General features: G+C 36.9%; 9 protein-coding genes and 2 pseudogenes. 9 read left to right on the top strand and 2 right to left on the bottom strand.

Annotated features, from left to right (window positions below; all coding sequences use genetic code 11):
* The first annotated feature begins 77 nt into the window (after positions 1–77).
* The 6 genes and pseudogenes from H3Z85_10545 to H3Z85_10520 all read left to right on the top strand — a co-directional run bounded on the left by H3Z85_10545 (position 78) and on the right by H3Z85_10520 (position 7005).
* The gene (locus tag H3Z85_10545) at positions 78–596 is read left to right on the top strand and encodes a hypothetical protein (protein QPQ53708.1); all 519 of its coding nucleotides are present in this window, start codon (positions 78–80) and stop codon (positions 594–596) included.
* Between the two features lie 643 nt (positions 597–1239).
* A pseudogene (locus H3Z85_10540) lies at positions 1240–2026 on the top strand (two-component sensor histidine kinase).
* On the top strand, positions 2023–2664 hold the full coding sequence (locus H3Z85_10535) for a response regulator transcription factor (GenBank protein ID QPQ53707.1): 642 nt from the start codon (positions 2023–2025) through the stop codon (positions 2662–2664). Before H3Z85_10540 ends, H3Z85_10535 begins: the two are co-directional and overlap by 4 nt.
* Positions 2665–3116: 452 nt before the next feature.
* Positions 3117–4124: a zinc metalloprotease gene (locus H3Z85_10530; protein QPQ53706.1), complete on the top strand. Its 1008-nt coding sequence runs from the start codon at positions 3117–3119 to the stop codon at positions 4122–4124.
* 363 nt (positions 4125–4487) lie between these two features.
* Complete coding sequence (locus H3Z85_10525; protein QPQ53705.1) at positions 4488–5486, top strand: zinc metalloprotease; 999 nt, start codon at positions 4488–4490, stop codon at positions 5484–5486.
* Positions 5487–5619: 133 nt separating this feature from the next.
* Entirely contained in the window at positions 5620–7005 is a 1386-nt protein-coding gene (locus tag H3Z85_10520) for a phosphatase PAP2 family protein (protein ID QPQ53704.1), read from the top strand.
* 38 nt (positions 7006–7043) lie between these two features.
* Here the strand turns inward: H3Z85_10520 and H3Z85_10515 are convergent, their stop codons facing one another.
* Both H3Z85_10515 and H3Z85_10510 read right to left on the bottom strand, forming a co-directional pair.
* Positions 7044–8909 (bottom strand): M1 family metallopeptidase, encoded by a 1866-nt coding sequence (locus tag H3Z85_10515; protein QPQ53703.1) that lies wholly within the window; start codon positions 8907–8909, stop codon positions 7044–7046.
* 106 nt (positions 8910–9015) lie between these two features.
* Positions 9016–11385, bottom strand: coding sequence for a TonB-dependent receptor (locus H3Z85_10510; GenBank protein QPQ53702.1), 2370 nt, complete (start codon positions 11383–11385; stop codon positions 9016–9018).
* A gap of 210 nt (positions 11386–11595) precedes the next feature.
* Here H3Z85_10510 and H3Z85_10505 point away from each other — a divergent pair, with 210 nt between their 5' ends.
* From H3Z85_10505 to H3Z85_10495, 3 genes and pseudogenes are all read left to right on the top strand, one after another.
* Positions 11596–12597 (top strand): hypothetical protein, encoded by a 1002-nt coding sequence (locus H3Z85_10505; protein ID QPQ53701.1) that lies wholly within the window; start codon positions 11596–11598, stop codon positions 12595–12597.
* Positions 12597–12953, top strand: coding sequence for a sensor histidine kinase (locus tag H3Z85_10500; GenBank protein QPQ53700.1), 357 nt, complete (start codon positions 12597–12599; stop codon positions 12951–12953). Before H3Z85_10505 ends, H3Z85_10500 begins: the two co-directional genes overlap by 1 nt.
* A pseudogene (locus H3Z85_10495) lies at positions 12943–13631 on the top strand (response regulator transcription factor). Before H3Z85_10500 ends, H3Z85_10495 begins: the two are co-directional and overlap by 11 nt.

The following is a 13631-nucleotide window of genomic DNA, read 5'->3' as shown; positions in this document are numbered from 1 at the left end:
TTCCCTATTTATTATTATACTTTATGATATAATTTTTTACGAAATTTGCGTATTAACTTATTATAAACAACTAAGCTATGAAAACAGATTCTATGAATGATTCTTTGCAACCTGGCAGAATGTCGAACAAATTGATTCAAAATTTGATAGACAATTATCGTCAAAAGCACATGACTGCCATCAATGACACATTAGGAATAGAAGATGCACATTCCATATGGTTTGATCTTCCTAAACTAAAGAAATTTATTGCAATGATAGAAACTGAAGCAGCAAAGACAAATCCTGATGTCACTGAAGATGATTTAGGAATCAGATTCTACTATGCTGCGTATCCCGAACACAAAAATTGGGACATCATGGAATCTCATCCTGTACCTCAGGAATATGCAGAAAGACATACACTTGTTTTAATTCCTACTTTAAAAAAGACCAATGAAAATGGTGAAACTGACCATTTTGACTTCAGGTCAGAAGATCATGATTCAGAAGCTTTGGCACTCAATGCACGTAGTATAAAAATAGAAGATGATATAATAGGAGAAAATAATGGCCAGATTATTCCGCCATACACTTCCAGAGGTGAACTATTTTAATAAAACATTATTTAGATAACATGAATGATTTCCAAGAATTTGTGAGCAAAAGCATGCTTTGGTTTGAAGGGCTTGCCGCAGTGGTAGCTCTTTTATATTACAACACCGTTAAAAAACAATATTGGAAATTTTTCGTGTTCTATCTGATTCTCATTTTTCTTTGTGAAGCATTTGGCCGATGGGGTAATTTTATATATTTTTCAAAAGCAAAGTATTACAATTACTTCGTAATGCCTGTCCAATTTATTTTTTTCTATTGGCTTTACACAGCAAAATCTTTTGGCCGCCCAAAACTTTTTCTGACATTATCCTTGCTATATCTTTTGTCATTCATCCCTAATGAATTATATTTTACGGGAAGTAAAATTATATTTGCTTTTAACTACACATTTGGTTGTCTGATATTAATGCTTCTGATCGTGATGGAGTATTACAAGCAAATTACTTCACAAAACATTCTCAACTTTGGAAGAAACAGGATGTTTTATATTAATATGGGGGTTACTCTTTCCTACATTGGAACACTTCCTTTTTTTGCGTTATATTCACCCTTACGGAATCACCTGGAAATTTGGAATATCTATTTTGATTATTTTCTGATATCAGGTATAATAATGTATATCTTATTCTCAATTTCATTTATATGGGGAAAGCAGAGCTCTTAATAGTCATTATTCTATTTAATATATTCTTTGTCATGTTTGTAGTGGCTGTAGTTATCTATATCCGGAATTACAGGCAGCGAAAAAAAGAATATCTGAATGAAATTGAGATGAAAAATGAACTTCATCAAAGAGAACTTCTTTCGACTCAACTCGAAATCCAGCAGGCCACGATGCAGCAGATTGGCCGCGAACTTCATGACAATATCGGTCAGAAACTTACTCTCGTAAGTCTTTATGTTCAACAAATGCTTTATGAGAATAAAGCTCCGGAGGCCAGCGAAAGGATAGACCAGGTTTCACAAATTATCAACCAGTCATTACAGGATCTCAGGAGCCTTTCAAAAAACACTGACGGATGATAATATCAACCAAAAGGAAATTGTAACTTTGATTCAAGAAGAAGTTGATAATACCAATACATTTAAAAAATGTGTGGTAAGCTTTGAACACAACGCCAACCAATTCGACCTGGGTTTTGTCCATAAAAACGTACTTCTTAGAATTACACAGGAATTTATTCAGAATAGTATAAAACATGCTTATTGCAAAAATATTTTCATTACTCTGAATACGTCCGAGGACATTCTATGGGAACTTATAATACGTGATGACGGAATAGGGTTTGACAAATCCCAAACCGAATCCAACGGAATAGGTTTAACAAACATGAAAAACAGAGCCGAGATTATAGGAGCAGAATTCCGTCTTGAAAGTGAAAAAAATATCGGAACCCGCATTAATATTACCTTAAAAAAACAATCATGAAAAAATCAATTGTCATTGTTGACGACCATATACTTATCGCAAAAGCACTGGAAGGCATTATTGGTAATTTTAACGAATTTGAGGTAATCTATGTCTGCGAAAACGGAAAGGACCTTATCCAGAAACTCGGAGATGGTAACCCCATCCCGGACATTATACTTTTAGATATCAGCATGCCTATTATGGATGGTTTCGAAACGGCTGTATGGCTGACAAAAAATCATCCTGACATCAAAATCATGGCACTTAGCATGCAGGGAGATGATAACAGTGTCATCAAAATGATCAGAAGCGGAGCCAAAGGATATTTGTTAAAAAACACCCATCCAAAAGACCTGGAAACAGCACTTACAAGGCTCAATACCGATGGATTCTTTTATCCTGAATGGGCTTCAAAAATTATATTTTCCAACCTTAATAAAGATAAACAAACAGAAACTACGATAAGAATTTCTGAACGGGAAAAAGAATTCCTCAAATACACTGTTACCGAGCTTAGTTATAAAGAAATTGCAGACAAAATGTGTTGTAGTCCCAGAACTGTAGAAAGCTACCGTGATCAGCTGTGTGAAAAACTGGAATTAAAAACCCGTGTAGGACTAGCTGTTTTCGCCATTAAAAACGGTTTTGCAGGCTAACCCAACATATCTACAGTACAATTTTTAATAATGTAAAGAGATCTTTTATGTTATGAATTATTTGGATATTCTGATAACCTGTCATTATGTACGTTTTGATAAGATCAAAAGTAAAAACAGGTAAATCTATCCATTATCCGGGTGGATTTCCTTATGCTGAAAATCCGTACAGGAATATTCATACTGACAAATCTGGACCTTTAATAATGATATGAAGACTAACGAATTACACTATAACACATTAAAAAGTAAAAATAATTTTACAAAATAAAAAATAATACAAAATAAAAATAAGCAAATTCTAATTTTTAACTAAAATACAAGTAAAGCCATTAATCAATAAATAATATTTAACAAAACAGGCTTAACATAGTAAATAATTAAACAATTAATCGATTTATTTGCATATTAATTTAAAATGATATAATTTCACATCCTTAACAAAAAAGGATATGAAAAAATTACTATTTGGAGCTATCGCTCTAGGCATGATGTCAGCATGTACCAATGACAACATGTCCAATCAAAATGAAACTTCAGCAAACCCAGCTGCTTCTTCTCCTACCACTGCTCTGCAAAGAAGTTGTCTTTCAGAAGAAATCAGGCAAGAGGCTTTACAAAAAAGCCCTGAACTGAGACAACGATATGCAGAATTGGAAGCCAATACAGAAAGATTTGCAAAAAATGCCGAACTTGGAAAAGTTCTGACAGACGGAAGTGTCGAAATTCCGGTGGTAGTCAATATATTATACAGCAATGCCGCAGAAAATCTATCTGATGCCAGAATCGCTGAGCAGATTGATGTATTAAATGCTGACTACAGCGGAACAAATACTGATGTTACCAACATACCGGCAGAATTTCAGTCGGTAAAGGCGGGAGACGTTAAAATCAAATTCAGATTAGCGAATACAGTTCGTAAAGCAACCACTCAAACGAGCTGGGTAAAAGATACTATGAAAAAATCTGCTAACGGAGGAATAGATGCCACAAGCCCTTCCAATTATTTAAATATATGGATTGTCGGAAAAGTTGTAAGCAGTGATGGCCGAACCATTCTGGGCTACGCTACCTTCCCGGAATCTGCAGGATTATGGAATGACGGGGTTGTTATTCCGGCTCCTTATTTTGGTAAGACAGGAGCAGCAGCCAATTTTAACCTTGGAAGAACTGCCACTCACGAAGTAGGACATTATCTGAATTTAAGGCATATCTGGGGAGATGCCAAATGTGGAGATGATCTTGTAGCTGATACACCAACACAAACTTCTGAAAATTATGATACGCCTACTTATCCGTTATACAATCGTTGCAGTGGTAAAAACAGATCTGTAATGTTTATGAATTATATGGATTATGTAAACGATGCAGCAATGTTTATGTTTTCTGCAGGGCAGAAGACAAGAATGCAATCTGTAGTTTCAGCTTCCGGATCAAGAGCGGGGCTGAGAGTATACTAAAAATATTTTATTTTATTTTCTGTAAATCCTTCCTGTCTTATGGGGAGGATTTTTTATTTGCTCAGACAGTAGATTTATCATGATCAACATAAACTTCATCTGCATAAGAAGATATTTATTAATACAAAATTTTCTTTGAATTTTATATTTTATAATATTTTTTACTCTAAAAATATACTTTTAAATAAAAGATATAAATACAAATTTATAAAATGAATAAAAAACACTTTAAACTTAAATAACTTACGATAATATCAGTATTGAAGCGAAATAAATGATAATTATTAAATAAAATATAAAATTATTTGCACATCACATTAATTTGAATTAATTTCACAATCCCAACCAAAAAAAATAATATTTATGAAAAGAGTTCTCTTAGGAGCAGGGATTATATTCCTTAGCTCTTGTAACAACGACACGAATTCTGTAAATGATCCAACAGCAGCAGAAGCTCCTACAACACAGGTAGCAGGTAAAAGAGTATGCCCTTCAGATGCTATGAGGGAAGAAATTTTACTAAAAGATCCAAGTGCAAGAGCCAGGGTAGAGGCCATAGAACAGTACACCGAAAAACGTCTTAGCGATATTAAGGTAGGTAAAGTTTTAGCAGACGGCACCGTAGAAATTCCGGTGGTATTCAACGTGGTATACAACACGAGCAGTGAAAATGTATCCGATGCGCGTCTACAATCACAGATTGATGTTTTGAATAGGGATTTTGGAGCTACCAATTCAGACATCAACAATACACCCGCTGAATTTGTACCTGTAAAAGCAGGAGATACCAAGATAAGATTCAGATTGGCAAAAACTGTCAGAAAGCAAAGCAGCACCACTATTTGGAATCCGGATGAGAATAAAATGAAATCTGCTACTACGGGAATTGCAGCTACTTCTCCTGACAACTACCTGAATATATGGATTGTTAATAACATGACTGACGGAACTCTTGGATATGCTTATTATCCGGGAACCATCACTGCTTCTTTGGACGGAGTCGTTATCGGAGCCCCATATATAGGAACCGGCTCAGGAACAGCTGCTCCTTATAACCTGGGAAGAACAACCACACACGAGGTTGGGCATTACTTAAATCTTCCACATCTTTGGGGATCCAGTAATACAGGTTGTCAGACAGATTACTCCAATGACACTCCTGCTTCCCCTGGCCCGAACTTCGGTGTTCCGACCTATCCTTTAAACAGAGTCTGTGGCGGGGTAAGCCGTTCACAAATCTTCATGAATTATATGGATTATGTAGACGATAAAGTAATGCACATGTTTACAGCCAACCAAAAACAAAGAATGCAGGCCGTAGTTTCTGCTTCCGGTCCCAGATCCGGTCTAAGACTTTATTAATACTGTATCACAATCTACAGATTTGTTAATATTATTAAAAAAAATCACTTATTTCACTAAAAAAAGTCTATCTCTAGTACTGAGATAGATTTTTTTTATAATTTTGCGACGTTAAAAATCAGGGACCCTAACGATGAAAAAAATAGTAATAGCAACAGGCCTATTATTGAACCTATGTTGCTATCAGGCACAAGATACCGTACAATCCAGAAATCTTCAGAAAGACCTTGCTCTCATAAGCGCAGATAGTACCCAGCAGATTAAAACTCCTTTTTTCAAGAAAGAATGGGTAAAAAAATCTGTAGCCCCTGCTATTCTTTTTACTGCAGCAGCAGCGACCTGGGGAGAGAAAGAAAATATTCGGGAAGTCCGCAATCGTTACCTTCCTACTTTTAAGGCAAAATATGATGACTATCTTCAATACGCTCCTGCAGCAGCTGTTTACGGATTAAAATTAGCCGGTGTAAAAGGCCGGAATAACCTGGGAAGAGCAACGCTTTCTTATGTAACCAGTTTAGCTATCATGGGGATTTTAGTCAATTCCATCAAATACACGGCAAAAGTTGAGCGTCCTGACGGTTCTAAAAATAATTCATTTCCATCAGGTCATACCGCAATGGCGTTTACTAATGCAAGCTTTTTACACAAAGAATATGGTATGGTAAACCCTGGATACAGCATCGCAGGATACGGAAGTGCTGCCCTTACCGGACTTGGCCGTAACCTGAATAACAGGCATTGGATTCCTGATGTTCTGGCAGGTGCCGGAATCGGAATCTTATCTACGGAATTAGGCTATTTTTTTATCGATAAAATATATAAGAACAAAGGAGACAATCTAAGTCTTTTATCAAGGATACAGGGGAATGACTATCCTTCCTTCCTGTCTATTAAACTGGGATCAGCCCTTGCTACAACCAACTTCCTGAAAGAATCTGATCTGGATGATAAAAAACAGATCGGTTTTGAAGGTGGATTAGAAGGGGCATATTTCTTTTCAAAAAAATGGGGTATAGGTGGAGACATCAGTTTCAGCAGCTTCCCGATCAAACCATTAAAAGCTACTTTAGATGACGGAGAAGATTTTGGAGATTACAGCATCATTACTCAGTCATTAGGTTTTCTTGGTGCCGGCGCAGGCCCTTACTACTCTCATGAATTTTCGGATAAATGGCAGCTTACCTTAAAAGCAACTGCCGGCTATTCTGCCACCTCAAGTGGTAAAGTTTTTATAAAGAGTGATAATATAGACACTCCTACTCATGAGCTTGAAATTGCTAGATACAAACCCAAGCCTGCTTTCCGCTGGAATACCGGAGCTTCCTTAACCTATAAATTCAATCCGGGATTGGGAGTCACTTTATATTCTGATTACAATGAGATCAAATCTTCTATACGGTATTATTTCAGTGATACCATTGAGTCTAGTGATGACCTGAACGATCAGTTAAATAATATGACTGCCAAAGAGAAAATCAATTATTTCACCCTTGGATTAAGACTTACCGCTTATTTTTAAATAAAAAAAACCTTCAGATGAACTGAAGGCTTTATATTTTATAATGTTTTGGTATTATCCTCAGGAGTATAATCCATGAAAATATCGCCGTCCAATTGTACTGATTTCACTTTTTTCTTGATAGGAATCACAAGATCTGTGAGCTTTTGGTCCTTTTCCCAAACCGAAGGTGAAAAATGCAACTTTTCCGTGGTACCGTCTTCATAAGACAATACCGCATCAAACGGAATGGCAAAACCTCCGATATTGGCAACATTCACGGTAAGCAAATCGTTCATTTGGGATACCTGTGACACTTTCAGGTCTATATAATTATTGGTATAAAACCAATTTTGGAAAAACCAGTTCAGATTTTTCCCGGAACCTGCATTCATCGAATTGAAATAATCCCATGGAACCGGATGTTTTCCATTCCAGTTATCCATATAGTGGTGTAACGCTTTTTTAAAAACCTCATCTCCCAGATAATCTTTCAGAGCCAGATAGGATAAGGAGGCTTTTACATATGAATTATTTCCGTATCCGGGACCGCTCACCTGTGTGCTCATCGTGATTACGGGCTGGTCCTGCTCAGCAGAAGCATCGGTAATCCACTTTTTAACCCTGAAGTTTTTATAAAAATCTTTGGCTGCTTTTTCACCGTTCTCATCGATTCCGATAAGATACTCAAGGGTTGTGGCCCAGCCTTCATCCATATAGGCATATCTTGTTTCATTGATTCCCATGTAGAAAGGAAAATAGGTATGGGCAATCTCGTGATCTGCAGTAAGTCTGGCGTCTTTAAGGTCGTCAGGGATACTGGTATCATTAATCATCATCGGGTATTCCATATCTGCATATCCCTGAATAGCCGTCATCACATTGTACGGATACTCTACTCCCGGCCAGTTTTTGGAAAACCAATCAAGATTATAGCGCATCCAGCCAACATATTGTTCAAAATCTTTTGCCCCGGCTTTGTAACCTGCCTGAACGCTTGCTCTTTTCGTTTTTAGCTGAACACTTGCTGCGTCCCATACATAATGATTACTCAATGCGAAACAAAAATCTGTAATATGATTCGCTTTAAACTTCCATACATTCCATTTGTTCTGTTTGGTCACTTTTCCGGATTTCATCTCCTGTTCCGAAGCAATATGCATCACCTGATCACTTTTCAAAGAGGCCTTATATCTTTTCAGATACTCCGGTTGAAGAACAGCTTCAGGATTCAGGAAATCGCCGGTTGCCCAGACAACATAATTTTTCGGAGCAGAGATCTGAAAACTATAGTCATTAAAATCATTATAAAACTCCTGTCTGTCTGAATGCGGAAGCATATCCCATCCGTTGTAGTCATCATACACCGAAATTCTTGGGAAAGAATATGCTACATAAAACGTTTCCGGATCAATCTGCCCTTCTCTCCCACTCTGTAATGAAAGGGGATATTCCCATTCTATTTTGATCTCTGACTTTGATTTTGATTGTAAAGCAGATTTCAATTTCACTTTTTCAACAGTTCCCCACTCGTCACTATTGATATCATATTTTTCATTGTTAACAATAAATGATTTAATCTTAAGCCCTGAAGACAAGAAATCCTTTGAGACTGATCCTGATCTTGGTGATTCCGGTTTGTGAAGATTATTGACGAACCTTATGGCTAAATCATTAAGATGATCAGGACTATTATTCGTATACATTATAGTCTCCTTTCCGGAAACCGTTTTGGTTGTGGCATCCACCTTTACTTCTACATTATACACTCCTTTATTCTGCCAGTAATTTTTACCAGGCGCTCCGGAAATATCACGTGTTCCTTTTTCGTAAGCTTTTTTGATATTTCTGGGCATATACAGCTCCTGAGCCGGCAACTGCAATAATGAAACCGCCACCAGCACTCCGGAAAAAATTCTCTTCATAACGATCTTTTTAGAGATAAGTATCAAAAATAGCGAAAATGTAACACAGCGCGACTACTTCTTTAACATAATATTTTTCAATTTTTCGCTTTAGATTAAAAATATACTACAAACGATCTTGCTCACTTGTCTTTTTTATCATTTTAGCATCTTTCACGGACTGATTTCCAAAATTGTATTTCAGAGAAAATGTAAAACCCTGCGCATCGCCGTAATCCAGATAATAATTATCCTGATTGGCATATTTTGTACTTACTTTTTTTCCTGTGGTTCTGAATATATCGTTAAAAAATAAGCTTGCTTCGAGTTTTTTATTAAAAAACTTTCTATTCATCACAAAATAGGCTGACCATACACCGGAGATCCTGAAAGTTCCCTGAATGCCCGGGGAATTGTAGCGGTGTCCTACTTCCATTTTCCAGTCACTGCTTTTATCCAGGGTAAAGCTGGTAGAAATATTGGAATCCAGATTCCAGACCTTGTTTTTGTAAAGCGCCCCGTCGGTTCCCTTGAAATTGTTTTCATTATGCTCAAGATTTTCAGACACCATGATATTCCACCAGGGTTTCACCTGAAAACTTTTATATAAGCTCAGCCCAAAAGCCTCGCCATTCTCAATATTGGTAAAATAATAAATAAGGTGATGGGTACTTGGCTCCTGATATGAGATTTCCATTGACGGATAGATTTCTTTCCGGTAATACAAATCTACATTCCATTCCTTCCATGAATAAGTAAAATTCAGATTATGGGTAATGGTGGCTTTTAATTCCGGATCTCCCTGATAGTAGGAAAACAGGTTATAATAAGATTTGGCAGGATTCAACCATGAATAGAAAGGTCTGGTAATCCTTTTCCCGTAAGAGAAGCCAAACTCATGTTTATCATCTGTCGTGTATTGTGTATAAAAAGTGGGAAAAAACTTCCAGTATTTATTTTCATTCAGCTCATAAGGCTCGGAAACGATTCCTTCCAGGTTGGTCATTTCAGCACGAAGCCCACCTTTGAAACTCCATTTTCCCAGAGTATATGAGAGTGAAGAATAGAGGCCAAAATTATGTTCTTTATAATTAAAAACACTGCTCTTTTCAGGTCTATACTGTAAAAGTCCGTTTTCATTATCAGAAAAATCAAGTGTACTTCTGGTCTTTACAAAGCTGTATTTTGCTCCCGATTCAAATTCCAGCCTGTCATTTTTCCATTGATAATCTAACTGTGAAGAATACAACTGAACATCCGAATTATTTTGTGTCTGAAAATTTTCTTCTCTCGGAGGCTGTCCGGCAAAGTTGAGATACGTATTCACACGCTGGAATTTATCCGAATTGTTTCCGGCAAAATAGTTTATCCAGGATAATTTACTCTTTGTATTCAGTTTTCTGTCCAACTGAAAGCTCAGAGCATTATTCGTAACACGGTTGCGGTGGTCATTGACCGTCGTATAATTGGATTCCGCTACATTCTGACTATTATAAATCAGTGTAGGCACAAGATAGGTTCCGTAGGACTTCGGATAGAAAAACCCTGAATAGTTAAGACTCAAGTTGGTCAGACTATCCAGCTCGTATTCGACATTAAAATTCAGGGTATTCTGGTTAGTGTTTTTATCCTTTCTGTTCATGGTACTTATCCATCTTGTCTGGCTTTCCGGATAATTGACGTGGTCTGTTCCTTCGCGATAATAGGTTCCCAAACCTCTGTAATAGCTTGCCATCACCGAAAGTTTATCTTTTTTGTAATATTGTGAAAGTCCGAAAACCGCTTTGGCATATTGTGTCTGAATATATTTGGAGGTAAGAATTCCTCTATACCCTTCAATCTTATTTTTTTTCATGACGATGTTGAGTACAGCACTACCCGATGCTTCATATTTTGCCGGTGGATTGGTAATGACCTCTACAGACTTTACCTCATCTCCCTGGGTATTTTCGAGAAGATTTTTCAGCTCATCCCCGGACAGCATAACTTTTTTGTCATTGATGGTTACCAGAATACCGGTACTTCCCTTTATTCTTAGCACATTATTATTAGTGGTTACTCCGGGTGTATTTTTAAGAATTTCCCAGGCATTCAAAGATGAAATGTTACTATTTTCGACATTAAACTCCAGACGGTCTACTTTCCGTTTCACCACAGGTTTCCTTTTGGTCATAATGACCTCTCCTATTTGGTTTGATTCTTTGCTAAGAATAATTTGTAGAGCTTTAGCCTTTTCCTGATCAAGTTTTTTTTCAAACAGAGAATACCCTTTATTCTTTACAACAATTTTTACGTCAGTTTCAGAAATGCCCTCCCATGTGAAGTTTCCATCGGCATCCGTTTTAATCTCAGCGATCAGTTGATTTTTAGAATCATATAATTCAATCTGTACAGCCTGAAGTTTTTCACTGTCGTTGTTCATTACCGTTCCCGCCAGTTTTTGCTTTTGAGCCAACAGCATTACAGGGAGACATAGCAAAAGAAGAATTTTATACATATCTGTTTTTTTTATAATTCTGAACAATCATATGTGTTGTTCTGGTGTACAAAATTCCGGATTGGGCAGGAGAATTTCGGTTAACAGACGGTTAATGGCAGGTTAACGGCTTTTTCCGGTCTCAGTCGAAATCCCGGTCCTCGGGTTAATGAAAGGTTAACGTCAAAATAATCATCTTGTGAGAATAGGTAAAGTTTTATCTTTGTTTTAATGGTTTCCAAGAATAAATTTCTCATTTCTGTATTTGCCGCCCTGTTTCTTCTTTTACTGGGAATACAGGTTTATTTTATGTATAAAACCTATCAGGTAAAGGAGCGGGATATTTACAGGTCAGTGATCGATGGCCTTCCCGCTTATACAGACACCGAGGAAAGTACTCAACGCGCCCAGGAGACAAAAGATGATGCCCTTCAAAAAGTTATCATCCAGTATTACAATAAGGAAATCAGCAAAAAGGATTTTATTAAAAATTTTACCGACAACAGATACGCAGTCCGGAAAAGACTAAGCCATTATATTGACAACCGCCTTCAAAAAGATGGGTATAAAATATCTGCAAGGATTGAATATACCTCTATTATCCATCTTCCGGACAGTACGAAACTGATTGACAAACCCTTTATTGTTTTTGAAACAAAAGAAAAAGTAAAAAATCCTAAAATCGGAAATACCAGCAGCTGGGAAACTACGTCCTCAAAAAAAAGAGACAGTGATCATAAAGAAATTGAAAGGCGCGATACTTTCTATGTGAAAAGCCAGATTGATTTTGAAATCACCAATATCAAAACCATTGTCTTTAAAGAACTTGCCCTGCTGTTCTTCTGTTGTATCCTCCTTCTTTCATGTGTACTTCTGATATATATTTCAACCATCAAAAACCTCATCAAACAACAAAAGCAAGTAGAGGTACTCCATACGGTAGTTGATAATATTTCTCATGAGTTTAAAACACCTATTGCCACTTTAAAAATTGCTTCTAAAACCTTAAAAAAGGCTGGAATTCGGAAATGCTGCCTCTTATTGACCGCCAGATCTCCCGTCTTGAGAGTCTCGTATTTCAGCTTCATCAGGATGAAAATCCGGAACAACCTGTTTTTATACAGCCAAAAGACTGGAATTTCTTTGTTCATGATCTGTCTTTTACTTATCCAAAGGTTGAATTTAACTTTGACAATACCATTACCGGGGAGCTTCCTTTTGATAAAAACCTGATGGAAACCGTTATTAAAAACCTGTGTGAAAACAGTGTAAAATATGGGGCCTCCATCGTTACTGTCAATCTTACTACCGCCTCACAAAACTTACAGATTGAAGTTTCAGATGATGGACAAGGTATGGAAGCTAAAGAATTAAAAAATATATTTGAAAAATTCTACCGCATACAAAGCAACAATATCCACAACAGCAAAGGACTTGGGTTAGGTTTGTACATGGTAAAGAAAATCATAACCCAATATCACGGTACTATAGAGGTTTACAGCCAACCTAAAGGAAGCACATTTAGAATATCAGCTCCTTACAACACTGATGATCTTCCACAAGAAAAAACAACTACTGATGAAAACTAAAATCCTTTTAGCAGAAGACGATCCGGATTTCGGAATGATCTTAAAGCAGTATCTCGAACTGGAAGACTTTGAGGTCAGCTGGTTTCAGAATCCTGAAGGTATTGTCAGTCGACTTACCTCTGATTTTCCTTTCCATATGGGCATTCTGGATGTGATGATGCCAAATATTGACGGTTTTTCACTGGCTAAAATGATTTTAAAGGAAAAGAATAAATTTCCACTCTTGTTTTTAACCGCTAAAAATCAGAAAATAGACCGACTGACCGGATTGAAAATTGGGGCAGACGATTATATTTCAACAAACCCTGCGATCCTGAAGAACTGGTTTTAAGAATTAAAAATATCATCAAAAGAACAACAACTGCCGTTCCTGAAACCATAATCAAGATGGGCCAATATTCCTTGGACACCAAAAAGCTTCTGCTTTCCCATCCTCACGGAAATATACGACTGACTATCAGAGAACAGCAGCTTCTGGTGTATCTTCTGCAGCACAACCATTCTGCCATCACAAGAGATGAGATTCTGGATAATATCTGGGAAACCAATGATTATTTTACAGGACGCAGTCTTGATGTTTTTATCAGCAGACTCCGTAAATATTTCAGCCATGATCCCCAAATAAAAATCCAATCCCTGAGAGGAATTGGATTTGATATCGATTTTCCAGACTATTGA

The sequence above is a fragment of the Chryseobacterium indologenes genome (assembly GCA_016025055.1).
Classification (GTDB): domain Bacteria; phylum Bacteroidota; class Bacteroidia; order Flavobacteriales; family Weeksellaceae; genus Chryseobacterium; species Chryseobacterium indologenes.
This window is presented reverse-complemented; position numbering and strand designations above follow the sequence as displayed.

Bases quoted from the DNA above. Each gene is read 5' to 3' on its own strand.
- H3Z85_10545 (QPQ53708.1), top strand. From the start codon at position 78: ATGAAAACAGATTCTATGAATGATTCTTTGCAACCTGGCAGAATGTCG.
- H3Z85_10535 (QPQ53707.1), top strand. From the start codon at position 2,023: ATGAAAAAATCAATTGTCATTGTTGACGACCATATACTTATCGCAAAA.
- H3Z85_10530 (QPQ53706.1), top strand. From the start codon at position 3,117: ATGAAAAAATTACTATTTGGAGCTATCGCTCTAGGCATGATGTCAGCA.
- H3Z85_10525 (QPQ53705.1), top strand. From the start codon at position 4,488: ATGAAAAGAGTTCTCTTAGGAGCAGGGATTATATTCCTTAGCTCTTGT.
- H3Z85_10520 (QPQ53704.1), top strand. From the start codon at position 5,620: ATGAAAAAAATAGTAATAGCAACAGGCCTATTATTGAACCTATGTTGC.
- H3Z85_10515 (QPQ53703.1), bottom strand. From the start codon at position 8,909: ATGAAGAGAATTTTTTCCGGAGTGCTGGTGGCGGTTTCATTATTGCAG.
- H3Z85_10510 (QPQ53702.1), bottom strand. From the start codon at position 11,385: ATGTATAAAATTCTTCTTTTGCTATGTCTCCCTGTAATGCTGTTGGCT.
- H3Z85_10505 (QPQ53701.1), top strand. From the start codon at position 11,596: ATGGTTTCCAAGAATAAATTTCTCATTTCTGTATTTGCCGCCCTGTTT.
- H3Z85_10500 (QPQ53700.1), top strand. From the start codon at position 12,597: ATGGAAACCGTTATTAAAAACCTGTGTGAAAACAGTGTAAAATATGGG.